Origin of the sequence: Ensifer soli (assembly GCF_041928815.1) — a bacterium.
Lineage (GTDB): Bacteria > Pseudomonadota > Alphaproteobacteria > Rhizobiales > Rhizobiaceae > JBHFEI01.
This window is the reverse complement of sequence record NZ_JBHFEI010000013.1, coordinates 34,271-60,728: the sequence shown is the minus strand read 5'-3', so window position 1 is coordinate 60,728 and position 26,458 is coordinate 34,271. Positions and strand designations below refer to the sequence as shown.

21 protein-coding genes are annotated in these 26,458 nt (G+C 67.4%); 14 read left to right on the top strand and 7 right to left on the bottom strand.

What is annotated here, in order from left to right; translation table 11 throughout:
* Positions 1–8: 8 nt before the first annotated feature.
* Both ACEVQ6_RS18515 and ACEVQ6_RS18510 read left to right on the top strand, forming a co-directional pair.
* A complete protein-coding gene (locus tag ACEVQ6_RS18515; RefSeq protein WP_374890527.1) occupies positions 9–3,152 on the top strand; it encodes an efflux RND transporter permease subunit in 3,144 nt (1,047 codons plus the stop codon).
* A 56-nt stretch (positions 3,153–3,208) separates the two neighbouring features.
* Positions 3,209–3,823, top strand: a complete 615-nt coding sequence (locus ACEVQ6_RS18510; RefSeq protein WP_374890526.1) for a TetR family transcriptional regulator — start codon at positions 3,209–3,211, stop codon at positions 3,821–3,823.
* Between the two features lie 113 nt (positions 3,824–3,936).
* Here ACEVQ6_RS18510 and polA read toward each other — a convergent pair whose 3' ends face one another.
* Positions 3,937–6,888 carry a DNA polymerase I gene (gene polA / locus ACEVQ6_RS18505; protein ID WP_374890525.1) on the bottom strand — a complete coding sequence of 984 codons (2,952 nt, stop codon included), beginning with the start codon at positions 6,886–6,888 and terminating at the stop codon, positions 3,937–3,939.
* A gap of 393 nt (positions 6,889–7,281) precedes the next feature.
* Here polA and ACEVQ6_RS18500 point away from each other — a divergent pair, with 393 nt between their 5' ends.
* The 9 genes from ACEVQ6_RS18500 to ACEVQ6_RS18460 all read left to right on the top strand — a co-directional run bounded on the left by ACEVQ6_RS18500 (position 7,282) and on the right by ACEVQ6_RS18460 (position 19,188).
* The gene (locus ACEVQ6_RS18500; protein ID WP_374890524.1) at positions 7,282–7,728 is read left to right on the top strand and encodes a MarR family winged helix-turn-helix transcriptional regulator; all 447 of its coding nucleotides are present in this window, start codon (positions 7,282–7,284) and stop codon (positions 7,726–7,728) included.
* 78 nt (positions 7,729–7,806) lie between these two features.
* Positions 7,807–9,192 (top strand): M20/M25/M40 family metallo-hydrolase, encoded by a 1,386-nt coding sequence (locus ACEVQ6_RS18495; protein WP_374890523.1) that lies wholly within the window; start codon positions 7,807–7,809, stop codon positions 9,190–9,192.
* A 151-nt stretch (positions 9,193–9,343) separates the two neighbouring features.
* Positions 9,344–10,291, top strand: coding sequence for a lysylphosphatidylglycerol synthase transmembrane domain-containing protein (locus tag ACEVQ6_RS18490; protein ID WP_374890587.1), 948 nt, complete (start codon positions 9,344–9,346; stop codon positions 10,289–10,291).
* Positions 10,292–10,423: 132 nt separating this feature from the next.
* On the top strand, positions 10,424–12,628 hold the full coding sequence (locus ACEVQ6_RS18485) for a transglycosylase domain-containing protein (protein ID WP_374890522.1): 2,205 nt from the start codon (positions 10,424–10,426) through the stop codon (positions 12,626–12,628).
* A gap of 190 nt (positions 12,629–12,818) precedes the next feature.
* Positions 12,819–14,735 carry a molecular chaperone DnaK gene (gene dnaK / locus ACEVQ6_RS18480; protein ID WP_374890521.1) on the top strand — a complete coding sequence of 639 codons (1,917 nt, stop codon included), beginning with the start codon at positions 12,819–12,821 and terminating at the stop codon, positions 14,733–14,735.
* 157 nt (positions 14,736–14,892) lie between these two features.
* A complete protein-coding gene (locus tag ACEVQ6_RS18475) occupies positions 14,893–15,987 on the top strand; it encodes an acyltransferase family protein (protein ID WP_374890520.1) in 1,095 nt (364 codons plus the stop codon).
* A 141-nt stretch (positions 15,988–16,128) separates the two neighbouring features.
* Positions 16,129–17,259, top strand: a complete 1,131-nt coding sequence (gene dnaJ, locus ACEVQ6_RS18470; RefSeq protein ID WP_374890519.1) for a molecular chaperone DnaJ — start codon at positions 16,129–16,131, stop codon at positions 17,257–17,259.
* 7 nt (positions 17,260–17,266) lie between these two features.
* Positions 17,267–18,412 (top strand): DNA replication/repair protein RecF, encoded by a 1,146-nt coding sequence (recF, locus tag ACEVQ6_RS18465; RefSeq protein WP_374890518.1) that lies wholly within the window; start codon positions 17,267–17,269, stop codon positions 18,410–18,412.
* Positions 18,412–19,188, top strand: coding sequence for a molybdopterin-synthase adenylyltransferase MoeB (locus ACEVQ6_RS18460; protein ID WP_374890517.1), 777 nt, complete (start codon positions 18,412–18,414; stop codon positions 19,186–19,188). Before recF ends, ACEVQ6_RS18460 begins: the two co-directional genes overlap by 1 nt.
* Here the strand turns inward: ACEVQ6_RS18460 and ACEVQ6_RS18455 are convergent.
* A complete protein-coding gene (locus ACEVQ6_RS18455) occupies positions 19,149–20,153 on the bottom strand; it encodes a 2-hydroxyacid dehydrogenase (RefSeq protein ID WP_374890516.1) in 1,005 nt (334 codons plus the stop codon). The two genes, ACEVQ6_RS18460 and ACEVQ6_RS18455, sit on opposite strands and share 40 nt — an antisense overlap.
* 269 nt (positions 20,154–20,422) lie before the next feature.
* Between ACEVQ6_RS18455 and ACEVQ6_RS18450 the strand changes: the two genes are divergently transcribed.
* A complete protein-coding gene (locus ACEVQ6_RS18450; protein WP_374890515.1) occupies positions 20,423–20,959 on the top strand; it encodes an SH3 domain-containing protein in 537 nt (178 codons plus the stop codon).
* A 216-nt stretch (positions 20,960–21,175) separates the two neighbouring features.
* Here ACEVQ6_RS18450 and ACEVQ6_RS18445 read toward each other — a convergent pair whose 3' ends face one another.
* Both ACEVQ6_RS18445 and ACEVQ6_RS18440 read right to left on the bottom strand, forming a co-directional pair.
* Positions 21,176–22,168, bottom strand: coding sequence for an adenosine kinase (locus ACEVQ6_RS18445; protein WP_374890514.1), 993 nt, complete (start codon positions 22,166–22,168; stop codon positions 21,176–21,178).
* Positions 22,169–22,273: 105 nt separating this feature from the next.
* Entirely contained in the window at positions 22,274–22,702 is a 429-nt protein-coding gene (locus ACEVQ6_RS18440) for a VOC family protein (RefSeq protein ID WP_374890513.1), read from the bottom strand.
* Between the two features lie 97 nt (positions 22,703–22,799).
* Between ACEVQ6_RS18440 and ACEVQ6_RS18435 the strand changes: the two genes are divergently transcribed.
* Entirely contained in the window at positions 22,800–23,372 is a 573-nt protein-coding gene (locus tag ACEVQ6_RS18435; RefSeq protein WP_374890512.1) for a TetR/AcrR family transcriptional regulator, read from the top strand.
* Here the strand turns inward: ACEVQ6_RS18435 and nth are convergent.
* A complete protein-coding gene (gene nth, locus ACEVQ6_RS18430; protein ID WP_374890511.1) occupies positions 23,362–24,126 on the bottom strand; it encodes an endonuclease III in 765 nt (254 codons plus the stop codon). The two genes, ACEVQ6_RS18435 and nth, sit on opposite strands and share 11 nt — an antisense overlap.
* Positions 24,127–24,148: 22 nt before the next feature.
* Between nth and ACEVQ6_RS18425 the strand changes: the two genes are divergently transcribed.
* On the top strand, positions 24,149–24,646 hold the full coding sequence (locus ACEVQ6_RS18425; protein ID WP_374890510.1) for a DUF2244 domain-containing protein: 498 nt from the start codon (positions 24,149–24,151) through the stop codon (positions 24,644–24,646).
* Between the two features lie 124 nt (positions 24,647–24,770).
* Here the strand turns inward: ACEVQ6_RS18425 and ACEVQ6_RS18420 are convergent, their stop codons facing one another.
* Positions 24,771–25,358: a DJ-1/PfpI family protein gene (locus tag ACEVQ6_RS18420; protein WP_374890509.1), complete on the bottom strand. Its 588-nt coding sequence runs from the start codon at positions 25,356–25,358 to the stop codon at positions 24,771–24,773.
* Between the two features lie 110 nt (positions 25,359–25,468).
* A complete protein-coding gene (locus ACEVQ6_RS18415; protein WP_374890508.1) occupies positions 25,469–26,437 on the bottom strand; it encodes a substrate-binding domain-containing protein in 969 nt (322 codons plus the stop codon).
* Between the last annotated feature and the right edge of the window lie 21 nt (positions 26,438–26,458).

Sequence of the window (26,458 nt, the reverse complement as noted above, 5' to 3'; positions counted from 1 at the left end):
AGCGGTCCATGCCCAGTTTCTTCATCGACAGGCCGATCTTCGCCTGGGTCGTCGCCCTTTTCATCATGATCGCGGGCATCATTTCGATCCCCTTCCTGCCGATCTCGCAATATCCGAACGTCGCCCCGCCGCAGATCTCGATCAACACCGCCTATCAGGGCGCCTCGTCGGAAGAGGCCTACCAGAGCGTCAGCCGGCTGATCGAGAACGAGCTGAACGGCATCGAGGGCCTGCAGTATTTCGAATCGACCTCGAGCTCCTCCGGCTCGGTCGGCATCAACGTCACCTTCGCGCCGGGCACGGATTCCGGCCAGGCGGCGGTCGACGTGCAGAACCGGGTGCGCCGCGTCGAGCCGCGCCTGCCCAATTCCGTGCGGCAGCAGGGCATCCGCGTCGAGGAAGCCGGTTCGGGCTTCCTGATGATCGTGGCGCTGACCTCGACCGACGGCTCGATGGATGCGGTCGGCCTCGGCGACTATCTCAGCCGCAACGTCGTCAACGAGGTCGCGCGCGTTCCGGGCGTCGGCCGCGCGCAGCTCTTCTCGACCGAACGGTCGATGCGCATCTGGCTCGATCCCGACAAGATGCTCGGCCTCAACCTGACGACCGGCGACATCAACGCGGCGATCACCGCCCAGAACGCCCAGATCGCGTCTGGCAGCATCGGCGCCCAGCCGAACCCGATCAACCAGCAGACCAGCGCCTCGGTTCTCGTCAAGGGCCAGCTCGTCTCGGCGGAGGAGTTCGGCGCGATCGTGCTGCGCGCCAATCCGGACGGTTCGGCCGTGCGCCTGCGCGACGTCGCCCGCATCGAGATCGGCGGCCAGAGCTACGATTTCTCCACCCGCCTCAACGGCAAGCCGTCCGCCGCCATCGGCGTGCAGCTGACCCCGACCGGCAACGCGCTCGCGACGTCGACCGCGATCAAGGCGCGCATGGACGAACTCGCCCGCTTCTTCCCGCCGGGCCTCGAATATGCCATCCCCTACGACACCTCGCCCTTCGTCGCCATTTCGATCGAGAAGGTGCTGCACACGCTGCTCGAGGCCGTGGCGCTGGTCTTCCTCGTGATGTTCCTGTTCCTGCAGAACATCCGCTACACCATCATCCCGACGCTGGTCGTGCCGGTGGCGCTGCTCGGCACCTGCGCGATGATGCTCGCCATGGGCTTCTCCATCAACGTGCTGACCATGTTCGGCATGGTTCTGGCGATCGGCATCCTCGTCGACGACGCGATCATCGTCGTGGAAAACGTCGAGCGCATCATGTCCGAGGAGGGGTTGACGCCGAAGGAGGCGACCAAGAAGGCGATGGGCCAGATCACCGGCGCCGTCATCGGCATCACCCTGGTGCTCTCCGCCGTCTTCATCCCGATGGCCTTTTTCCCCGGCGCGGTCGGCGTCATCTACCAGCAGTTCAGCCTGACCATGGTCGTGTCGATCCTGTTCTCGGCCTTCCTCGCCTTGTCGCTGACGCCGGCGCTCTGCGCGAGCTTCCTGAAGCAGGTGCCGAAGGGGCACCACCAGGTCAAGCGCGGCTTCTTCGGCTGGTTCAACCGCGGCTTCGACAGGGGCTCGCGCGGCTACAGCCGCATCGTCGGCGGACTGGTGAAGCGCACCATCCGTGTGATGGTGGTCTATGCGCTGGTCGTCGGCGGGCTCGTCTACCTGTTCATGCAGCTTCCCTCCTCCTTCCTTCCGGACGAGGACCAGGGTTTCGTCATCGTCAGCATGCAGCTCCCCTCGGAGGCGACCGCCAACCGCACGACCAGCGTCATCGAGCGGGTGGAAGAGATCTTCCTGTCGGAACCCGCCGTCGAGCGGATCATCGCCATCACCGGCTTCAGCTTCTCGGGCACCGGCCAGAATGCCGGCCTCGCCTTCGCGACGCTGAAGGACTGGAGCGAGCGCGGCCCGGCCGACGCCGCCGCGGCGATCGCCGGACGCGCGACCGGCGCGATGATGCAGATCAAGGATGCGATCTCGTTCGCCCTGTCGCCGCCGCCGATCCAGGGCCTCGGCACCACCAACGGCTTCTCCTTCCGCCTGCAGGATCGCGGCGGACAGGGGACTGCCGCGCTCGCCGCCGCCCGCGACCAGCTTCTGGGTCTCGCGGCGCAGAGTAAGGTGATCTCGGGCGTGCGCGTCGACGGCCTGCCGGATGCCGCCCAGGTCAATCTCGTCATCGACCGCGAGAAGGCGAACACCTTCGGCGTGGCCTTCTCCGACATCAACGCGACGATCTCCACCAATCTCGGCTCGTCCTACATCAACGACTTCCCGAATTCCGGCCGCCTGCAGCGGGTCACCGTCCAGGCGGACGAGGACAAGCGCATGCAGACCGCGGATCTCCTGAAGCTCTACGTGCGCAACAGCAACGGCGGCATGGTGCCGCTTTCCGCCTTCTCGACCGTCGAGTGGCAGAGCGGCCCCAGCCAGACGATCGGCTACAACGGCTATCCCGCCGTGCGCATCAGCGGCCAGGCCAATCCGGGCTTCTCTTCGGGCGATGCGATCGCGGAGATGGAACGGCTCGCCGCCCAGCTCCCGAACGGGTTCGGCTACGAATGGACCGGACAGTCGCGCGAGGAGATCGCGTCCGGCTCGCAGGCGCCGATCCTGGTGGCGCTCTCCTGCCTCCTGATCTTCCTCTGCCTCGCCGCGCTCTACGAAAGCTGGTCGATCCCCTTCGCGGTGATGCTGGTCGTGCCGCTCGGCGTCATCGGCTCGGTCGCCGCCGTCATGCTGCGCGACATGTCGAACGACGTCTACTTCAAGGTCGGCCTGATCGCGATCATCGGCCTGTCGGCGAAGAACGCCATCCTCATCATCGAGTTCGCCAAGGAACTGCGGGAGGGCGGCAAGTCGCTGATCGACGCGACGGTCGAGGCGGCGCATCTGCGCTTTCGGCCGATCCTGATGACCTCGCTCGCCTTCACCCTCGGCGTGCTGCCGCTGGCGATCGCGACCGGGGCGAGCTCGGGCAGCCAGCGCGCCATCGGCACCGGCGTCATGGGCGGCATGATCACGGCGACGGTGCTGGCGATCTTCTTCGTGCCGGTGTTCTTCGTCTTCATCATGAGGATCTTCAAGCGCGACAAGCCCGCCCCGGAGACCGCGAGCGCCGACGCGCGCCCCGCCCCGGCCGAGTGAGATCAGCCGGACGGCCCGCCCTTCAAGGGCGCGGCCGCCCGGATGGGAGAAAACCCATGCGCAGAACCAAGGCCGAGGCGGAGGAGACCCGCCAGCGCATCCTCGAGGCGGCCGAGCACGTCTTCTACCGCAAGGGCGTGTCGACCGCGACGCTGGACGACGTCGCCTCTGAGGCGGGCGTCACGCGCGGCGCGATCTACTGGCACTTCGCCAACAAGACCGACCTCGTCCTCGAACTCTACAATTCCGTGCCGCTGCCGCAGGCCGACATGCTCGCCTGCGAGGTCGCGGCCGGGACGACCGGGGCGCTCGCGGTGATCCAGCGCACGGCGAGCGACTGGCTGGAGATGTTCGCGCGCGATCAGCAACGCCAGCGCATCCTGACCATCCTGCTGCGCTCGGACTATTCGGGCGAGCTCGTGACGCTGCTTGAAAGCCAGCAGCACTGCGACGACGCCCATATGGCGCTCCTCGAGGACGCTTTCGGCGTTGCGGCAAGGCACGCCGAACTCGGTCCCGGCTGGTCGCCGCAATCCGCCGCGCGCGCGTTGAAATGGACGATGCAGGGCATGTGCACCGACTGGCTGCTCTTCGGCCGCCGCTTCGACCTCGCGGCCCGCGGGCGCGAGGCGCTCTCGGCGCTGTTTGCGAGCTTCGCGCCGGGCCGGTAAAGCGTCTCCGGTTCGGGGCGCGGTGCATCGGACGCGCGCCGTCGCCCTTTATGCTTACCGCATTGTCTGGGGCCGAAGCGCTGCCGCTTCGGCCGGACAGGCGCCCGCCGCGTTCAATGCGCCTCGTCCCAGTTGTTGGCGGCGCGGGCGTCGACCTTCAGCGGCACCTTCATGTCGAGCGCCGGCATGGCGGCGTTTTCCATCGTCTCGACGATCAGCGGAATCGTCTTCTCGACCTCGTCGTCGTCCACCTCGAAGATCAGTTCGTCGTGGACCTGGAGCAGCATGCGGGCCGAAAGGCCGGACGTCTCCAGCACCGGTTCCATGCGGATCATCGCCCGGCGGATGATGTCGGCGGCCGAGCCCTGGATCGGCGCGTTGATCGCCGCGCGCTCGTTGAAGGCGCGTTGCGACGGATTGGACGAGCGGATGTCGGGATAATGCGCGCGCCGGCCGAAGATCGTCTCGACATAGCCGTTCTCGCGGGCAAAGGCCTTCGTCGCCTCCATGTAGTCGCGGATGCCGGGAAAGCGCTCGAAATATTTCCGGATGTAATCGCCCGCCTCGGATCGCTCGATCGAGAGCTGGTTGGCGAGGCCGAAGGCGGAGATACCGTAGATGATGCCGAAATTGATCGCCTTCGCCCGGCGGCGGATCTCGCCCGGCATGCCCTCGACCGGCACGCCGAACATCTCCGAGGCGGTCATCGCATGGATGTCGACGCCGTCGGCGAAGGCCTGGCGCAGCTGCGGGATGTCGGCGACATGGGCGAGCACCCGCAGCTCGATCTGGCTGTAATCGGCCGAGATCAGCTTGTGGCCGGGCGCGGCGATGAAGGCGGTGCGGATCTTGCGCCCCTCGCCGGTGCGGATCGGGATGTTCTGCAGGTTCGGATCGGAGGAGGAGAGCCGCCCGGTCGTCGTCGCGGCGAGCGCGTAGGAGGTGTGGACGCGGTGCGTCTCGGGATGGACGAAGCCCGGCAGCGCGTCGGTATAGGTCGATTTCAGCTTGGTGAGCTGGCGCCAGTCGACGATCCGGCGCGGCAGCGGAATGCCCTCGGCGGCGAGATCCTCCAGCACCTGCGCCGAGGTCGACCATTGCCCGGTCTTGGTCTTCGAGCCGCCCGGCAGGCCCATCTTGCCGAACAGGATGTCGCCGAGCTGCTTCGGCGAGCCGATGTTGAAGCTCTCGCCGGCAAGCTCGTAGATCTCGTGCTCCAGCCGGGCCGCCCCTTGCGCGAGCTCGCCGGACAGGCGCGAGAGGATCTGCCGGTCGATGGTGATGCCGCGCTCCTCCATGCGGGCGAGCACCGGCACCAGCGGCCGCTCCAGCCGCTCGTAGACCGTCGTCAGCCGCTTGGCCGCGAGCCGGGGCTTGAGCACGTGCCAGAGCCGGAGCGTGACGTCGGCGTCCTCGGCGGCATAGGCCGTCGCCTTGGCGATGTCGACATGGTCGAAGGTGACAGCGCCCTTGCCCGAGCCTGCCACCTCCTTGTAGGCGATCGGCACATGGCCGAGCCAGCGCTCCGACAGCGCATCCATTCCGTGCGTGCCGGCGCCCGCATCGGTGACGTAGGACATCAGCATCGTGTCGTCGAAGCTCCTGACCGCGATGCCGTGGCGGCGTAGGACAAGGAGGTCGTATTTCAGGTTCTGCGCCACCTTGAGGACGGTCTCGTCCTCCAGAAGCACCTTCAGCCGGGCGAGCGCCTCGGCCACCGGGATCTGCCCCTCGACGAGGCCGCCGCCGAGCAGGTCGTCCATGCCGGAGCGGTGGATCAGCGGCACATAGGCCGCGCGAAACGCCAGCCCGTCGCCCTCCGGCACGGCAAGCGCCAGGGAAAAGCCGACGAGATCGGCCCGCATCGCGTCGAGCGAGGTGGTTTCGGTGTCGAAGGCGACAAGGCCGGCCTCGCGCGCGGCGGCGATCCATGCATCGAGCGCCGCGACATCGCGGATCGTCTCGTAGGATGTCCTGTCGATCGGGTGGCTGGCGAAGTGGCGCGCGCGCGCCTCGGCAAGCATGTCCGGCGTGGTGCCGGCGGGGGCGGGCGGGGCGTCCGGCGATGCGGCGGTCGCGGCCGTGACCGCCGGTGCCGCCGGGTCGAGGTCGGGTCCGCGCGCCTGCGCGCCCCATTCCACCGGCACACTTGCCGGCTCGACCACCTCGGCATCCGTGCCCGTCGCCGCCGCGACCCGGCGCGTCAGCGTGGTGAATTCCATCGCCTTCAGGAAGGCGACGAGGCGCGGCCCGTCCTGCGGGTGCAGCGCGAGGTCTCCGAGCGGCACGTCGAGCGGCACGTCGGTGCGCAGCGCCACGAGCTGGCGCGACAGGCGGGCGAGCTCGGCATTGGCGAGGATGTTCTCGCGCCGCTTCTGCTGCTTGATCTCGCCGGCGCGGGCAAGCAGCGTCTCCAGGTCGCCGTATTCCTCCAGCAACTGCGCGGCGGTCTTCGGGCCGATGCCGGGGATGCCCGGCACGTTGTCGGTCGAATCGCCGGTCATCGCCTGCAGGTCGATCATCTTTTCCGGCGCGACACCCCATTTCTCGATCACCTCGGGCATCGAGATCTGCTTGTCCTTCATGCTGTCATACATGGAGACAGCCGGGGTGACGAGCTGCATCAGGTCCTTGTCGGAGGAGACGATGGTGACGCTGGCGCCGGCCCTCTCGGCCTCCCGGGCGTAGGTGGCGATCAGGTCGTCGGCCTCGAACCCCTCCGTCTCGATGCAGGGCAGGTTGAAGGCCCGCGTCGCGTGGCGGATCAGGCCGAACTGCGGGATCAGATCCTCGGGCGGCGCGCTGCGGTTCGCCTTGTAGAGCGGATAGAGGTCGTTGCGGAAGGTCTTCGACGAATAGTCGAAGATGACGGCGAAATGGGTCGGCGTCACGCCGACCTCCGTATCGCGCGCATCCGTCAGCAGTTTCCACAGCATGTTGCAGAAGCCGGAGACGGCATTGACCGGCAGGCCGTCCGACTTGCGGTTCAGCGGCGGGATCGCATGGAAGGCGCGGAAGATGAATCCGGACCCGTCGACGAGGAAGAGATGATCACCGTTTTTCATGGCCGACAGGGATAGCGCGGGGCGCACCGAGCGTAAATATCCCAATCGTGACCGGCCTCGGCGGGTGTCTGCGGGCGCCTCACGCCAACGTTACCGATTTGTAATTTACCCCCGGCGGCGGCATCCTTGAAAAGCCACATTCCCGACCACAAATCCAAGTCATCGGCAGACAAGACATGCCGACATCCGGTTCAAGGCCTGTCCCCCGCCGCAAACCGGATGCAATGGACGAAGGCCTCACCCCCCTCTCCGGGCCTTCGTTCTGTTTCAGACCAGGTCGCCACGGCACGCCGCCACGCCGTGGCGACCTCGTCTCTTGATCAGGACTCCTCCGTCAGTTGCTTTTACTTGGCAATACTTGTCTTCGCCGCAGATCGGGCTTAGGAGTTGGCCATGGCATTCGAGCGTAGGGATTCCGCCACCTATCTTGCCGGCCTTCTGGCCAAGAGCTTCTCCCGCGCGCTGCAGGAGAGGGGGCGGCAGCTCGGCTTCGCGCCCGGCCAGTTCCCTGTCCTTCTCGAATTGTGGGCCGAGGACGGGCTGACCCAGCGCCAGCTGCTCGACCGGCTCGACATCGAGCAGGCGACCATGGCCAACACGCTCGCCCGCATGGAGCGCGACGGGCTGGTCGAGAAGCGGCGCCACCCCGACGACCGCCGCTCTCAGCAGATCTTTCTGACGGAGAAGGGCCGCGCCATCGAGGCGGCGGCGAAGGAGGCGGCGATGGCCGCCGACCGGTCGCTGATGGCCGGCTTCCGCCATTTCGAGCGCGAGCTGATGCTCGAATACATGCGCATGGTCCTCGCCAATGCCGAGCGCGACGAGGAGGCGCAACGCTGACTTTCTCCGTCGCCGCGATGGCAGCCGCGCGCGCGATAGGATAGGCTCGCCCGGGCATTCCTTGAAGAGAGTCGCATCATGGCAGACATTTCGGACATTCTCGCGCTGGCCGACGACACGGTTCCGGCAAGCCTCGAGCGGCTCTTCGAGCTTCTGCGCATCCCCTCGATCTCGACGGACCCAGCCTATGCGCCGGAATGCCGCAAGGCGGCCGAGTGGCTGGCGCGTCAGCTTCGCGACATCGGCTTCGACGCGTCGGTCCGCGACACGCCCGGCCATCCGATGGTCGTCGGCCACCGCGCCTCGAAAAGCCCCGGCGCGCGCCACGTGCTGTTCTACGGCCATTACGACGTCCAGCCGGTCGATCCGCTGGCGCTCTGGGACAACGATCCCTTCGATCCGGCGATCCGCGAGGCGGCCGACGGCGCCCGCGTCATCACCGGCCGCGGCACCTCGGACGACAAGGGCCAGCTGATGACCTTCGTCGAGGCCTGCCGGGCCCATCTCGAAACGACCGGCGACCTGCCCTGCTCGGTCACCATCCTGTTCGAGGGCGAGGAGGAATCCGGCTCGCCGTCGCTTAAGCCCTTTCTGGAGGCGAATGCGGCGGAACTGAAGGCCGACTGCGCCCTCGTCTGCGATACCGGCATGTGGGACCGCGACACGCCGGCGATCTCGGCGGGCCTGCGCGGCCTCGTCGGCGAGGAGATCACCGTCACGGCCGCGGACCGCGACCTCCATTCCGGCGCCTTCGGCGGCGCGGCCGCCAATCCCGTGCATGTCCTGTCGCGCATCATCGCCGGCCTGCACGACGAGACCGGCCGCGTCACGCTCGACGGGTTCTACGACGGCGTCGAGGAGACCCCCTCGCAGATCAAGGCGATGTGGGACGGGCTCGGCATGACGCCGGAACGCTTCCTCGGCCCGATCGGCCTGTCGGTGCCCGCGGGCGAAAAGGGCCGCTCCGTGCTGGAGCTGGTCTGGGCACGGCCGACGGCGGAGGTGAACGGCATTTCCGGCGGCTATGCCGGCGCCGGCTTCAAGACCGTGATCGCGGCCGAAGCCAGCGCCAAGATCTCCTTCCGCCTCGTCGGCAGGCAGGACCCGGCGGCGATCCGCAACAGTTTTCGCGCCTATGTGCGCGCCATGCTGCCTGCGGACTGCACCGTCGCCTTCAAGGAGCATGGCGGCTCGCCGGCGATCAGCCTGCCCTACGATTCGGCGCTTCTCGGGATGGCCAAGGCCGCGCTCGCCGACGAATGGCCGAACCCGCCGCTCGTCATCGGCATGGGCGGCTCGATCCCGATCGTCGGCGACTTCCAGTCGATGCTCGGCATGGAATCGCTGCTCGTCGGCTTTGCCCAGTCGGACGACCGCATCCACTCGCCGAACGAGAAGTATGACCTCGCCTCCTTCCACAAAGGCATCAGCTCCTGGATTCGCATCCTCGACGCGCTGAGTTGACGGTAAAAGGGGTTGACCCCCTCCGGCCGGGATGGTCAGATCGCCCCATGACGGTTTTGGTGCGGATGACGAAGGCGCACGCCCCGCGCGGGCGTGACGGAGTGGGCGGTTTCTCCGGGACAGGGGCGCGATGCGGCGGCGGGTACCGATGATGCGCCTCATCCGGAAGTTCATGTGGCCGGTGATCGGCCTCGCCGCGATCGTCTTCTCGCTCAACGCCCTCTACGACGAAGTGCAGGGCCTGTCCTTTGCCGAGTTCGTCGCCCGTTTCGAGGCGGTGCCGCTCTCGGCCTGGCTCTGCGCCATCGGCGCGACGCTCTTCGCCTATGCGGCGCTCGCGGCCTATGATCACCTGGCGCTCGCCCATCTCGGCCATCGCATCTCGCTCTGGTTCATCACGCTCTGTTCCTTCACCACCTATGCGATCTCGCACACGGTCGGCGCCTCGGTCTTCTCCGGTGCGGTGATCCGCTACCGCGCCTATGCCTCCAAGGGGCTGACGCCCGGCGAGATCGGCGTGCTCGTCGCCTTCTGCTCCTTCACCTTCGCGCTCGGCACAGTCATGCTCGTGGCGATCGTGCTGCTGCTGAAACCGGGCGTGATCGACCGCTTCATCCCCTTCCTGCCGGAGGGCGCCTCCGTCGTGGCGGGTGTGCTGATCCTGATGCTGGTCGGGCTCTATGTCGCCGGCAGCCTGATCGGGTTCAGACCGGTGAAGACGCGCTGGTTCCAGCTCCACTATCCGCGCCCTTCCCTCGTCTTCCGCCAGCTCGTCATCGCGCCGGCGGAACTGATCGCGGCGGCCTCCATCATCTATTTCGCCCTGCCGGCCGCCGGCAATCCCGGGTTCGTCGTCATCCTCGGCATTTTCCTCGCCTCCTTCTCGGTGGCGCTGCTCTCGCACGCGCCGGGCGGCATCGGCGTGCTCGAATTCGTCTTCATCGCCGCGCTTCCGGAAATGGATCCGGCCGCCGTGCTCGCGGCGCTGGCGATCTTCCGCCTGCTCTACCTGATCGTTCCCTTCCTCGTGGCCCTCGTCATCATCGTGCTGTTCGAGCGCCACCGCTTCCTGTCGGAAAGCGACGAGACGCCGGCCTGAAGACCGGGCCGCCATCCTTAACCCCGCCTTAAATCGCCGCAATTAGAGTCCAGGCCACAGCGGCGCATGAACGGCGCGGCGTCCTGCGGGGCGTCGGGGCAGCGGAACCGAAAGGCGAACGGCCGATCCGACATGGCAGGCAGGAAATCACGACAGCGCGTGGAGCCGTCCTTCGACGGCAGGAGCGGCGGGGCGGACTTTTCGGTCGCGGCGGCCGACCGGGTCGCCGGCGGACGCGGATCGAGGAAGGCTGCGAAAGGCAGGCCGCCGGCCCGGCGCAGCCGCGGCCGGCGGTCCGGCGGCGGCCTGTTCGGCTTCCTGCGCGCCATCGTCTACTGGACCGCGGTGCTCGGCCTTTGGGGCGGCATCGGCCTTGCCGGCATCGTGCTCTATTACGGCGCGCGCATGCCGAGCGCCACGACCTGGGCCGTGCCCGAGCGTCCGCCGAACGTCAAGATCCTCGCCGTCGACGGTTCGACGATCGCCAATCGCGGCATAACGGGCGGCGAGGCTGTCTCGCTCGAGACCATGTCGCCCTATATTCCGCAGGCGGTCATCGCCATCGAGGACCGGCGCTTCTATTCGCATTTCGGCATCGATCCGCTCGGCCTCGCCCGGGCGATGATCACCAACCTGACGACCGGGCGCATGGTGCAGGGCGGCTCGACGCTGACCCAGCAGCTCGCCAAGAACATGTTCCTCTCGCCGGAGCGGACGCTGGAGCGCAAGGTGCAGGAGGTGCTGCTGGCGCTCTGGCTGGAGCAGACCTACACCAAGGACCAGATCCTGACGATGTATCTCAACCGCGTCTTCTTCGGCTCCAACGCCTATGGGGTCGAGGCGGCGTCGCGTCGCTATTTCAACAAGCCGGCGCGCGACGTCAATCTCGGCGAGGCGGCGCTGCTCGCCGGCCTGCTGAAGGCGCCCTCGCGCCTGTCGCCCGCGCGCGACCCGGAAGCGGCGGAGGAGCGGGCCCAAGTCGTGCTCGGCGCCATGCAGGAAGAGGGCTTCATCACCGAGGCGGAAACCAAGTCGGCGATGTCGCAGCCGCCGACCCGGGCGAAGAGCTTCTGGTCCGGCGCGGAGAACTATGCCGCCGACATGGTGATGGACCAGTTGCCCGGCCTCATCGGCACGATCGGCGAGGACCTCGTCGTCGAGACGACGCTCGACCTCGGCCTGGAGAAGAAGGCGGAGGAGACGCTGGCGCGGCTTCTCGACGGGGAGGGGGCGAGGCTCGACGCCTCGCAGGCCGCCCTCGTCTCGCTCGACGGCACCGGCGCGATCCGCGCGATCGTCGGCGGCGGCGACTATGCGACGAGCCAGTTCAACCGCGCCTTCAAGGCGAAGCGCCAGCCGGGTTCCGCCTTCAAGCCCTTCGTCTATGCCGCCGCCATGGAGATCGGCCGCACCGGCGCCTCCGTGCGCAACGACGCGCCGGTGAAGATCGGCAAATGGACGCCGGAGAACTACGACCAGAAATATCGTGGGCCCGTGACGCTCGCCACCGCGCTTGCCCAGTCGCTGAACACGATCGCGGCCCAACTGGTGATGGAGGCCGGTCCGCAGCAGGTGGCACGCCTCGCCCGCCGGCTCGGCATCACCTCCGAGCTGCAGGTCAACGCCTCGATCGCGCTCGGAACCTCCGAGGTCAGCCTCGTCGAGCTGACGTCGGCCTATGCGCCCTTCATGAACGGTGGCTTCAAGGCCTCGCCCTACATCATCGCGCGGGTGACGAAGGCGGACGGCACCCCCGTCTACGCGGCCGATCACGCCCATCCGCCCCGTGTGCTCGATCCGGCCGTCGTCGCCGGGATGAACCGGATGATGGCCGGCGTCCTCACTGGGGGCACCGGCAGGAAGGCGCGGCTTGCCCAATGGGAGGCGGCCGGCAAGACCGGCACGACGCAATCCTTCCGCGACGCGCTCTTCGTCGGCTATACCAGCAACCTGACGACCGGCATCTGGTTCGGCAATGACGATGGCCGTTCGATGAAGAAGGTGACGGGCGGCGGCCTGCCTGCCGTCGCCTGGCACGATTTCATGACCGCCGCCCATGACGGGCTCTCGCCTGTGCCGCTCTTCGGCCTCTCCGCCGTCGAACCGGTCTTCGACGGGCCGGCGCCGGGCGAGGGGGCGCATGCGCCGCCGGACGGCCTGCCGTCCGCCGCGATCGACGCCTTTCCCGGGCCCCCGATGACGGTGGAGGGGGCGATCGCCGAGGGCGAGGCCGAGCAGCAGACGGCGATGCCGGACCTCGTGCCGCCGGCCGATGTCGGCGAGACGACGGGGGCGACGCGGCGCACGACGCTCTACGATATTCTCACCGGAAACTGAGGCGTTTGCGGCCGTCTGATTTTGCTGGATTTCGCCTCTGCCGCTGCCTTGCAGTCCGAAACGGTGGTCCTTATATAGCCCCCATCAGCGCGAAAGCGTGCCGCACATTTGAAGTTCAAGACCATCCCCGTTAGGGGCTGTCCAGGGAACGCCGAACGGGTTCGGACAGTCCGCTGCAAGGAGACATGATATGGCTAAAGTAATCGGAATCGATCTGGGAACGACCAATTCCTGCGTCGCCGTCATGGACGGAAAGGACGCGAAGGTCATCGAGAATGCGGAAGGCGCGCGCACCACGCCGTCCATGGTCGCCTTCTCCGACGACGGCGAGCGCCTCGTCGGCCAGCCGGCCAAGCGCCAGGCGGTGACCAACCCGGAAAACACCCTCTTTGCGGTCAAGCGCCTGATCGGCCGCCGCTACGACGACAAGACCGTCGAGAAGGACAAGGGCCTCGTCCCCTACAAGATCGTCAAGGGCGACAATGGCGATGCCTGGGTCGAGGCCGGCGGCAAGGCCCAGTCTCCCTCGCAGATCTCGGCGATGATCCTGCAGAAGATGAAGGAAACCGCCGAATCCTATCTCGGTGAAAAGGTCACCCAGGCGGTCATCACCGTTCCGGCCTACTTCAACGACGCCCAGCGCCAGGCGACCAAGGATGCCGGCCGCATCGCCGGCCTCGAAGTGCTGCGCATCATCAACGAGCCGACCGCGGCGGCGCTCGCCTACGGCCTCGACAAGAAGGACGGCAGGACGATCGCGGTCTACGACCTCGGCGGCGGCACCTTCGACATCTCGGTTCTGGAAATCGGCGACGGCGTCTTCGAGGTGAAGTCGACCAACGGCGACACCTTCCTCGGCGGCGAGGACTTCGACATGCGCCTCGTCGAGTACCTGGCGGCCGAGTTCAAGAAGGACCAGGGCATCGACCTGAAGAAGGACAAGCTCGCCCTGCAGCGGCTGAAGGAAGCCGCCGAGAAGGCGAAGATCGAGCTCTCCTCCTCGCAGCAGACCGAAATCAACCTGCCCTTCATCACGGCGGACGCCTCCGGCCCGAAGCACCTGACGCTGAAGCTGTCGCGCGCCAAGTTCGAAAGCCTCGTCGACGACCTCGTCCAGCGCACCATCGCGCCGTGCAAGGCCGCGCTCAAGGACGCCGGCGTCTCTGCCTCGGAAATCGACGAGGTCGTGCTCGTCGGCGGCATGAGCCGCATGCCGAAGGTCCAGGAAGTCGTCAAGCAGCTCTTCGGCAAGGAGCCGCACAAGGGCGTCAATCCGGATGAGGTCGTGGCGCTCGGCGCGGCGATCCAGGCCGGCGTCCTGCAGGGCGACGTCAAGGACGTGCTGCTGCTCGACGTCACTCCGCTCTCGCTCGGCATCGAGACGCTCGGCGGCGTCTTCACGCGCCTGATCGAGCGCAACACGACGATCCCGACGAAGAAGAGCCAGACCTTCTCGACCGCCGAGGACAACCAGTCGGCCGTGACCATCCGCGTCAGCCAGGGCGAGCGCGAAATGGCCGCCGACAACAAGCTGCTCGGCCAGTTCGACCTGGTCGGCATTCCGCCGGCGCCGCGCGGCGTGCCGCAGATCGAGGTCACCTTCGACATCGACGCCAACGGCATCGTGCAGGTTTCGGCCAAGGACAAGGGCACCGGCAAGGAGCACCAGATCCGCATCCAGGCGTCCGGCGGTCTTTCGGATGCCGAGATCGAGAAGATGGTCAAGGACGCCGAGGCCAATGCCGAGTCCGACAAGAAGCGCCGCGAGACGGTCGACGCGAAGAACCAGGCCGAAAGCCTGATCCACTCGTCGGAAAAGTCGCTGAAGGACTATGGCGACAAGGTCTCGGCCGCCGACCGCACCGCGATCTCCGATGCGATCGCCGCGCTGAAGGTGGCGACGGAGGCTTCCGAGCCCGATCTCGAGGAGCTGAAGGCGAAGACGCAGACGCTGATGGAGGCTTCGATGAAGCTCGGCCAGGCGATGTACGAGTCGCAGCAGAGCGAGCAGGCGGAGGCCGACGCCGCCCGCGATGCCCGCGGTGACGATGTCGTCGACGCGGACTATGAAGAGGTCGACGACGACGGCCGGAAGAAATCCGCCTGATCGCCGTCTCCGGTGATCCGGCCCGGACCGCTCCCGCGGTCCGGGCTTTTTCGTGCCGATGGCAGCATTAATCTTAACAGGGGATTTATCCCCCTCCCGTATCATCCTTTGCTAAAGCTCTCGTCGGGCTTGAAGCTCGGGTCGGTGTGGGGTCAGAATGTTTTTCCGGATAATCGAGTTCTGGCGCCTGCTCGCCGCCCTTCTGGTGATGGCCTATCATTTCCTGCGCTACGGCCCCGGCGACCAGTTCGAGGCAAGTCACACGTTGGAGCGCCTGCTGCCGCTGATGGACATGTTCTTCATCATCTCCGGCTTCCTCATCCTCTATCGCTATGGCGACACGGTGCTGAACTGGCGCGGCTACCGGTCCTTCCTCGTCAAGCGCCTTGCCCGCTTCTACCCGCTCTACCTCGTCACCTTCGGCTTCTTCGTCGCCGTCGGCATCGCCGTGCACCTCAACCTCGTGCCGACGACCCAGCCGGAGCGCTATGACGTCGACCTTTTGCTGCAGAATCTCCTGCTGCTGCAGGCCTGGGGCACGACGGAGCATCTGAGCTTCAACTATGTCACCTGGTCGCTGTCGGCGGAATGGTTCTGCTACCTGCTGCTGCCGCTCTACGCCTTCGCCATCCGCATCGGCGGCATGAAGGCGCTGGCGGGCCTGATCGCCGTCAGCATCGTCGCGCTCGAGGCCGCCACCCGGGCCGGCATCATCCCGTTCGAAAGCTGGCTCAAGGCCGATACGTTCGGCGCCTATCGCGCCTTCGTCGATTTCGCCATCGGCGGCATCATCATGCTCCTCGTGCGCGATGCCGGAATCACGCTGCGCTCGCATCTGTGGGCCTGGGCCGGCTTCGCGCTGACGGCGACGGCGATGCTGATGGCCTGGCCGTCCTATCTCGTCCTCGCCATCCTCTCCGTCTCGATCCTGCTTGCCGCCGTGGTCGAGAAGAACAATCCGGACGGTGCCCGCTTCCTCGCGCCGCTGTCGCCGGTCGGCCGCGTCTCCTTCGGCATCTACATGTGGCATCCGGTGGTCGAGACGGTCATGCTCGCCGTGGTCTGGCGCTTCCTCGTCGAGCCGCTCGGCGTCATCGGCTTCTACCAGTTCTGGTTCGTGCCGATGGCGCTCTCCGTCCTCGTCGCCTATCTCTCCGACCGCTACTTCGAGAAGCCCGTCGGCGACCGGCTGACGCAGATCGTCGGCGGTCGCAGACGTCCCGCCGCCGCCGCAGCCGTCCCGGTCTCGTGAATTCTGCTAAAAAACGACGCCGCGGCAGGCTTTGCTATGGCATCGCGCGCGACGATTCACTAAATCCATGACAAGGTCATCAGAGGCATGCGCCGGCCGGCGGCATGGGCGCGCCTTGTCAACAGGACAGTCTGCAACAGTATGAAACGCGATCTGTACGAAACGCTCGGCGTCTCAAAAACGGCGGATGAGAAAGAGCTGAAGAGCGCCTTCCGCAAGCTGGCGATGCAATTCCATCCGGACAAGAACCCGGGGGATGCGGAAGCCGAACGCAAGTTCAAGGAAATCAACGAGGCCTACGAGACGCTGAAGGACCCGCAGAAGCGGGCGGCCTACGACCGCTACGGCCATGCGGCCTTCGAGCAGGGCGGCATGGGCGCCGGTCCCGGCGGCATGGGCGCGGGCGGCTTCTCCGACATCTTCGAGGATATCTTCGGCGAGATGATGGGCGGCGGCCGCCAGCGCCGCTCTGCGAACGGCCGCGAGCGCGGCGCCGACCTGCGCTACAACATGGACATCACGCTGGAAGAGGCCTATGCGGGCAAGACCGCGCAGATCCGCGTTCCCGCCTCGATCACCTGCGACGTCTGTTCGGGCAGTGGTGCCAAGCCCGGCACCAAGCCGACGACCTGCGCCACCTGCCAGGGTTCCGGGCGCGTGCGCGCCGCCCAGGGCTTCTTCTCGATCGAACGCACCTGCCCGACCTGCCAGGGCCGCGGCCAGACGATCTCCGACCCCTGCGGCAAGTGCCACGGCCAGGGCCGGATCACCGAGGAGCGGACGCTCTCGGTCAACATTCCGGCGGGCATCGAGGACGGAACCCGCATCCGGCTCGCGAACGAAGGCGAGGCGGGCCTGCGCGGCGGGCCGTCGGGTGACCTCTACATCTTCCTGACGGTCAAGCCGCACGCCTTTTACCAGCGCGACGGCGCCGACCTCTATTGCGCCGTGCCGATCTCGATGACGACGGCGGCGCTCGGCGGCAAGTTCGACGTGACGACGCTCGACGGGTCGAAGTCGCGCGTCACCGTGCCCGAGGGCACCCAGGCCGGCAAGCAGTTCCGCCTCAAGGGCAAGGGCATGCCGGTGCTGCGCTCCAGCCAGATGGGCGATCTCTACATCCAGATCCAGATCGAGACGCCGCAGAAGCTGACCAAGCGCCAGCGCGAACTGCTGAAGGAATTCGAGGACCTGTCGTCGAAGGAGAACAATCCGGAATCCTCCGGCTTCTTCGCCCGGATGAAGGGCCTGTTCGACACGCTGAGCGACTGAGGCCCTGGTGGGCCCGGTCCGCCTCTCCCGGCTGAAACTCCGGGCGTTCCGCAATTACGACGCGCTCGATCTCGCTCTCGACGGCCGCCATGTCGTGCTGACCGGCGAGAACGGCGCGGGCAAGACCAACCTGCTCGAGGCGGTCTCGCTCCTGTCGCCCGGCCGCGGCCTGCGGCGTGCACCCTATGGCGAGGTGACGCGGCTCGGGCGGGCGGACGACGGCTTCACCGTCTTCGCCGCGCTCGACGGCCTCGACGGCCCGGTCGAGATCGGCACGGGCACGGGCGGCGTCGACGAGGGCGCGAGCCGGAAGCTCCGCCTGAACGGCACGCCGGCAAAGACCGTCGACGAACTGCTCGACCATCTGCGTGTCCTGTGGCTGACGCCGTCGATGGACGGGCTTTTCACCGGTCCCGCCGCCGATCGCCGTCGCTTCCTCGACCGCATGGTGCTGTCGCTCGACGCCGCCCACGGACGGCGCGCGGCCGACTATGAGCAGGCGATGCGTGGCCGCAACCGGCTTCTGTCCGATCCGCGCCCCGATCCCGCCTGGCTGACGGCGCTGGAGCGCGAGATGGCCTCGCTCGGCATCGCCATGGCGCTGGCGCGCCGCGAGATGATCGGGCTCCTGACCGCGCTCGCCGATCGGGACGGCGGCGCCACCGCCTTTCCCTCTGCCGACCTCGCGCTGTCCGGCTTCCTCGACAGCGCGTGGCACCGCCCCGCCTTCGACCTGGAGGAGGAGTTCCTCGACCTGATGAAGGCCGGCCGCTTCCGCGACGCCGCCGCCGGCCGCACTCTCGACGGGCCGCATCGCGCCGACCTCGTCATCCGCCATCGCGAGAAGGATATGGATGCGGGGCGCTGCTCGACCGGCGAACAGAAGGCCCTGCTCGTCGGCCTGATCCTCGCCCATGCGCGGCTCGTCGCCACCATGACCGGGGCGGCACCGGTGCTGCTCCTCGACGAGATCGCCGCCCATCTCGATGCCGGCCGGCGCCGGGCGCTGTTCGATCTCGTCGACGGGCTCGGCGGCCAGGCCTTCATGACCGGCACCGACCGGTCGATGTTCGACGCCCTCGGCACGCGCGCGCAGTTTCTGACCGTCGCCGACGGCCACGTCCTTTCGCAACCCGACCCGGAGGCGTCCTGATGGCCGACCCGCTTCACGCAGACGAGATCGCCCGCTATGCCCGCCACATCATCCTGCCGGAGATCGGCGGCGGCGGGCAGCAGAAGCTGAAGGCCGCGCGCGTGCTCGTCGTTGGTGCCGGCGGGCTCGGCGCGCCGCTGATCGCCTATCTCGCGGCCGCCGGTATCGGCAGGCTCGGCATCGTCGACGACGACACCGTGTCGCTGTCGAACCTGCAGCGCCAGATCATCCACGACACGGATGCGATCGGCATGGCCAAGGTGGACAGCGCCGCGACCGCCGTCGCCCGGATCAATCCGCATGTCGCGGTCGACCGGCACGGGCTGCGGCTGACGGAGGAGAATGCCGCAGCCCTTCTGTCGGGCTACGACATCGCCGTCGACGGTTCCGACAATTTCGCCACCCGCTACCTCGTCGCCGATGCGGCCGAGGCCGCGCGCGTGCCGCTCGTCACCGGCGCGGTCGGCCGCTTCGACGGCTCGGTCACGGTGCTCGCCCCCTTCGACACGGATGCGGAGGGAGCACCACTGCCGCGCTACCGCGACCTCTTTCCCGAGCGCCCGCCGGAGGGCGCCGTGCCGACCTGCGCCGAGGCCGGCATCGTCGGGGCGCTGCCCGGCGTCGTCGGCACGCTGATGGCGATGGAGGTGATCAAGTTCGTCACCGGCGCCGGCACGCCGCTTCTCGGCCGGCTGCTGATCTACGACGCGCTGGAGGCGCGGTTCGACACGATCCGCTACAGGCGGCCGGGCAGCACACGGTCCGGCGGCCGGTGACCGTCGAAGAAGGTGCGGATGTTGATCACCACCTTCTCGCCCATGTCGATGCGGCTTTCGAGCGTCGCCGAGCTCATATGCGGCAGGAGCACCACCTTGCCCTCGTTGGCGAGCCTGACGAGCTTCGGGTTGACGGCCGGCTCGTTTTCGAACACGTCGAGACCGGCACCCGCGATACGGCCCTCGCGCAGCGCCTTGATCAGCGCCGTCTCGTCGATGATGCCGCCGCGGGCGGTGTTGACGATGATGCTCGTCGGCTGCAGCAGCGCCAGCCGCCGCGCCGAGAGCAGGTGATAGGTGGCGGGCGTCGACGGGCAGTTGACCGAGACGATGTCGACGCGGGCGAGCATCTGGTCGAGGCTGTCCCAGTAGGTCGCCTCGAGATTTGCCTCCGTCTCGCGGCTGACGCGCTTGCGGTTGTGGTAGTGGATCGAAAGCCCGAAGGCCTTGGCCCGGCGGGCGACCGCCGTGCCGATCCGCCCCATGCCGACGATGCCGATGCGCTTGCCGGAAAGGCGCCTTCCGAGCATCCAGGTCGGCGACCAGCCGGCCCACTCGCCCTTCCGGTCCGTCAGCACCCGCGCGCCCTCGACAAGCCGGCGCGGCACGGCGAGGATCAGCGCCATCGCCATGTCGGCCGTGTCCTCGGTGAGCACGTTCGGCGTGTTGGTCACGGTGATGCCGCGCCTGGCCGCCGCCTCGACGTCGATATGGTCGATGCCGTTCGAGAAGCTGGCGATCAGCTTCAGCTGCGGCCCGGCCTCGGCGATCAGCGCCTCGTCGATCCGGTCGGTGACGGTCGGCACCAGGACGTCGGCCCGCTTCATCGCGTCGATGAGCGCCTCGCGCGAGGGCGGCGTGTCGTCGATGTTGAGCTCGGCGTCGAAGAGCTCGCGCATGCGCGTCTCGACCGCGTCCGGCAGCTTGCGGGTGATGAAGACGAGAGGTTTCTTCCTGCTGCTCATTGCTGCCACCATCGCTGCCATCGGCACGCCGTTGACGGGTTCTTAACCAAGATCGGCGATCCTTGGCATCCGATAACGCATCTACTACCAGACCCGATGGCGAAGACAAACAAAACTCGCCGCTGACGCAGCCGATGCCGCCGGGAGGAGCGATGGGTTATCGCCGCGGGCGCGGCGACAAGGGACCGCAGCGCTCCGCCGGATGTTCATCGCAAGCTGTGGCGCGTGCCGCCGCCGGCGCGCCGCCGTCATGGAAAATGGAAACCGTCATGCGTCCTCTCCTTTCCCGTGCCTCCCTCGTCCTTCTCGCCGTAGCGCTTGCGTGGAGTGCGGGGGGCGATGCGCTCGCCCAGGCCGCAAAGGGCGCGAGCGGCCTGCCGCTGCCCCGTTTCGTCAGCCTGAAGTCGAAGAGCGTCAACCTGCGCATCGGCCCGAGCCTCGACTATGCGGTCGCCTGGCGCTACCTCAAGCCCGGCGTTCCGGTGGAAATCATCCAGGAATACGACAACTGGCGCCGCATCCGCGATGCCGACGGCACCGAGGGCTGGGTCAACCAGGCGCTGCTGTCGGGCACGCGCACGGCCGTCGCCGCCCCGTGGATGCGGGCGAAGGGGGAGGGTGTCTTCGTCAACATGCGCCGCGATCCCTCGCCGAACAGCAACCTCGTCGCGCGCATCCAGCCGGGCGTCGTCGTCAAGGTCGACCAGTGCAACGGCGAATGGTGCCACGCCGAGGCCGACGGCACGGACGGCTGGATCTCGCAGGGCGAGATCTGGGGCGCCTATCCGGGCGAGGCCTTCAAATAGAGTATTCCCGGTGATCACGGGATCACCCGTGATCCAAATTCTTCCTTTTGCCGCATTGTCCGATGCCGAAGCGATGCCGCTTCGGCTGGACGTGCTCGAAGGCCGGCTTGCAGCGTGCCCCGTAAAGACGCCGGGCGACCTTGCGGGAAGATATGCGTGAAAGCAAAAAACTGAGGGGTATCAGCCGCTCCGGGCGATCCGGCCCGCCATCCGGGCTCAGAGGAGGCCGGCCGCGCGCGCCGCATCCTTCAGCGACTGCATCGGCCGCGGCCCGATCTGCTCGATGACGATGCCGGCGGCAAGGCTGCCGAGGCGGCCGCAATCGGCAAGGCTGCGCCCGCTCGTATAGCCGAAGAGGAAGCCTGCGGCATAGAGATCGCCGGCGCCGGTCGTGTCGACGACGCGGGCGACCGGGATCGCGTCGACCGGCACGCGGTCCGCGCCGCGAACGACGATCGAACCGTCCTCGCTCATTGTCACCGCCGCCAGCCGGCAGTCGCCGGCGATGCGGCCGAGCGCCGCCTCGAAATCCTCTGTCTCGTAGAGCGCCAGAAGCTCGCTGCGGTTGGCGAAGACGATGTCGACGGTGCCTGAGCGCATCAGGTCGAGGAACTCCTCCCGATACCGGTGGACGCAGAAACTGTCGGAGAGCGTCATCGCCACCTCGCGGCCGTTCGCATGGGCGATGCGGGCGGCGTCGCGGATCGCGTCCTTGGCGCGGGGCGGGTCCCAGAGATAGCCTTCGAAATAGGTGACCTTCGCCGCCGCGACGACATCCGGCTCGACATCCTCCGGCCCGAGCTCGACGCAGGCGCCGAGATAGGTGTTCATCGAGCGCTCGCCGTCCGGCGTGACGAAGATCATCGAACGGGCGGTGGGCGGCACCCCGTCAAGCGGCCGCGTGGCGAAATGCACCCCTTGCGCCTTGATGTCGTGGTCGAAGATCGCGCCGAGCTGGTCGTTCGAGACCTTGCCGAAATAGGCGGCCCGGCCGCCGAGGCTCGCCACCCCCGCCGCGGTGTTGCCGGCGCTGCCGCCGGACGCCTCGACCGCCGGGCCCATGCGGCTGTAAAGCAGCTCGGCCCGCTCCGCGTCGATCAGGTTCATCGCGCTCTTGATGATGCCGTTGCTGCTGAGAAAGGCATCGTCGCAGCGCGCGATGATGTCCACGATGGCATTGCCGATGGTGAGCACGTCGAAAGTCGTCATCCGGAAACCGTTCGATGGGGCGCGAGGCCGTGGGGAGGCAGGATGCTTCTAGCCCATAAAGCGTGAAACCGGAACGGGACTTGCGCCCTGCCGAGCGCGGATCCGTCACTCCTGTGGCAAGGCGGACGCATCATACATCGCGGCGAAGGCGGGGCTCGGCGGGATCGGCTTGATGACGTCGATCATCACGCCGTTGGGATCGGCGGCGATGAAATGGCGCTGGCCGAAATCCTCGTCGCAGAGATCCTTCAGGATCGGCACGCCGGCGGCCTCGAGACGGGCGTGGACGGCGTCCGGATCCTCCACCTCGAAGTTGAGGAGCAGGCCGGTCACCGGTTTCCGCCCTGCCTCCGGCACCGTCTCGTGCCGGTAGTCGAGCACGGCGAGCGTCACCTTTTCATCCTCGGCCGATTGCAGATGGACGTACCAGTCGCTTTCGAAGAGGGCCTCGAACGCGAAATGGCTGCGATAGAAGGCGACGGTGCCGGCGACGTCGGCCGTCATGATCACGGGATAGTAGCTGGTCGATTTCATGGTCGGTCTCCAGGGAATTGCATCGGCGCATTTTTCATACATACTGCATGAATGATGATGCGATAACATACAAACAGAATGTATGTAAAGGAGATGCATGGCCCGGAATTCCGCCGCCGCAACCGAGGCGACGCGCGCTGCGCTGATGGAGCAGGCACGCGCGCGCTTTATCGAGAAAGGCTATGCCGAAACGGCGACGCCCGACATCGCCGCCGCCGCCGGCGTCACGCGCGGCGCCCTCTACCACCATTTTGCCGACAAGAAGGCGCTGTTCCGCGCGGTGCTTGAGCGCGAGGCGACGGGGGTCGCGGCAGAGATCGATGCCGCGGCCATCGATGCGGTCGCGCCGACCGCAGCCCTCCTCGCCGGAACCGCCGCCTATTTCGATGCGATGGCGGCGGAAGGGCGGGCGCGCCTGCTCCTGCTCGAAGGGCCGGCGGTGCTCGGTCTTGACGGCATGCGGGCGATCGACAGGGGGGCGGCTGAGCGCACGCTGCGCGACGGTCTCGCCGCCGCCCTGCCCGGTGCCGGAGAGGCGGAGATCGATCCGCTCGCCGACCTCCTCTCCGCCGCCTTCGACCGCGCGGCGCTCTCGATCGCCGCGGGGGGGAGACGCGATGCCTATGAAGCCGCGATCGCCCGGATCCTTGCCGCCCTCGTCAGCCGATGACCTGGTCGGGCAGGCGACAGAGCGGGGCGGGCACGTCGCAGGTCTTTTCCGGCGCCTTGCAGAGGTCGGCGATGACGCAGCGCGCGCATTCGGGCTTGCGGGCCTTGCAGCAATAGCGCCCGTGCAGGATCAGCCAGTGATGGGCATGGTAGAGGTACTCCGCCGGGATGATGCGCATCAGGTGGTCCTCCACCTCGTCCGGCGTCTTGCCCGGCGCCAGCATCAGCCGGTTGGCGATGCGGAAGATATGGGTGTCGACGGCCATCGTCGCCTCGCCGAAGGCCATGGACAGCACGACATTGGCGGTCTTGCGCCCGACGCCCGGCAGCGTCACCAGGTCCGCCCGCGTGCGCGGCACCTCTCCGCCGAAATCCTCGATCAGCCTGCGGCTGAGCGCGATGACGTTCTTCGCCTTGTTGCGGTAGAGGCCGATGGTGCGGATATGCTCGCGCACGCCTTCCTCGCCAAGCGCCAGCATCTTTTCCGGCGTGTCGGCGATCCGGAACAGCGAGTGCGTCGCCCGGTTTACCCCGGCGTCCGTCGCCTGCGCCGAGAGCGCCACGGCGACGACCAGCGTGAACGGGTTGACATGGGCGAGCTCGCCCTTCGGCTCGGGCCGCTGGACGGAAAGGCGGCGGAAGATCTCGGAAATCTCGTCCGGCGAATAGGCGGTCCCCGGCCGTGCCGCCCTGCGCGGCTTCGTCGCAGGCGGCGTCTGCGCGGGCAGGCGCGAGGGGGGCTTCACGTTTTTCATCCGGCATCTATAGTCCGGTGCCATGCACTTCGACAACGCCGCTCTCGATCCCACCGACCGGCCGGTCTTTGCCGCCGAGCTCACCCCGCACCGCTCGCTTGGGGACAGGGGAAAGCGCGTCTTCTTCCTGATCGCCGGCCTGATGACGATGATGCACGTCGGCGTTTTCCTGGCGATCGGCGCCTGGCCGGTCGTGTTCTTCTTCGGCCTCGATTTCCTGCTTCTCTACGGCGCCTTCCGGCTGAACGCGCGCGCGGCGCTCGCGCGCGAGGAGGTCAGCGTGTCGCGCACCGCCGTCTCGGTGCGCAAGTTCGCCCCCTCCGGCCGAATGACCGAACATCGGCTGAACCCGTTCTGGACCTTCCTCGACGTCGCCCGCCATGTCGAGATCGGCATCGTCTCCATGCAGCTCAAAAGCGGCCGCCGCGCCGTCGAGATCGGGTCCTTCCTCAACCGCGACGACCGCGAGACCTTCGCCGACGCGCTGGCGGGTGCACTGGCGACGGTGAAGCGCCGGTAGGCCCGCATTGACGGATGCCGCGTGATCCGGCGGAACGGATCGAGGGAAGGTTCCGGCCCGGATCGGCATGAAAGCGCGCGCGCCCCAGCGCCGCCGGTTGCACTGCGGCGCTGGGGGTCGACGATCAGCTGTGGGTGATCTTCGTGCCGAGCACGTTCAGGCATTCGCGCATGAAGGCGGCGAGACCGGTCCAGCCCTTGGCGGAGACGAGGTTGCCGTCGACATAGGCTTCCGTCGGCTTGACGTCGATATAGGTGCCGCCGACGGCGGTCACCTCCGGCTCGCAGGCGCCGAGGCCGGCGACCTTGCGGCCCTGCAGCACGCCCGGCACCGCCATCAGGATCTGCACGCCGTGGCAGATCGTGAAGATCGGCTTGCCGGTCTCGTGGAAATGCCGGACCATCGCCTGTATGCGCTTGTCGGTGCGGATATATTCCGGCCCGCGCCCGCCCGCGGCGTAGACGGCGTCGTACTCCTCGACCCGCACCTCGGAGAAGGTCTTGTTGATGTCGGCATAATGGCCGACCTTCTCCGTATAGGTCTGGTCGCCCTCGAAATCGTGCAGCGACGTCTTGATGCGGTCGCCGGCCTTCTTGTCGGGGCAGATGACGTGCACCGTGTGGCCGACCGCCTCCATCCCCTGCTGGAACACGAAGATCTCGTATTCCTCGGTGAATTCGCCGGTCAGCATGAGGATCTTCTTGCCGCTCATGTCCTGTCTCCTGTGTGTCTGGGTTGAGAAGGCGCCCGGCGTCACGGCCGGGCACCGAAGGGGCCTGCGCGAAGGCCCCGATGCATGCGTTCGCCGCCGGCCTCAGCCGGTCAGAAGGGCGAGTCCGGGAAGTAGAACTGGTCGGCGTTCTCCGGCGTGATCAGCGGCGCGCCGAGCAGGAAGGAGCCGCGCACGGGCGCCTGCCCGCTGAACTGGGCCGCGGTCATGTACATGGCCGACTTGATCATCGACGGCGGATAGGGGGTTGAGATCGGCGTGCGCGCGTTCTTCTCCTTCACCATCTCGATCACCTGCTTCATGCCGTTGCCGCCGAGCGCATACTTGATGTCCGTGCGCCCTGCATTGTCGACCGCCTCGAGCACGCCGAGCAGCATGTCGTCGTCATTGGCCCAGACCGCGTCGATCTTCGGGTACTTGGCGAGGTAGTCCTGCATCAGCTTGAAGGCCTCGTCCTGGTTCCAGTTGGCATACTGGATGTCGAGGATCTTGATGTTGGACTTGGCGACGACGTCGGAGAAACCCTTGATCCGCTCGTCGTCGATGACGGTCGGGATGCCGCGCAGCACCACGATCTGGCCCTCGCCGCCGAGCTTGTCGACCAGCCAGTGCGCCGTGTTGGCGCCGACGGCGATGTTGTCGCCGGCGACGTAGAGGTCCTGCACGCTCGGGTCGGTCAGGCCGCGGTCGACGACGGAGATGAAGGTGCCGTTCTGCTTGATCTGCTCGACCGGCCCGGTCAGTTCCTCCGAGGTGAACGGCAGGATGACGAGCGCGTCGAGCTTGCGGCTCGCCGAGAGGTCCTCGAGCGCGGAGACTTGGGCGGTCGCCGAGGAGGCCGTCGACAGCACGACGTCGATGTTCGGGAAGGCGGCCTCCAGCTCCTTCTCCGCCTGTTCGGCGTGGTAGACGACGCCGCCCGTCCAGCCGTGGGTGGCGGCGGGAATGGAGACGGCGATCGTCACCTTCCCGTCCTGGGCGTTCGCGCCGGCGACCGGCAGCACGAGCGCCAGGGCGGCGGCCGACAGCAAGAGGCGGGTTTTCGTGATCATGGACTTCATGTTCTCCTCCTTTGAAGTCAA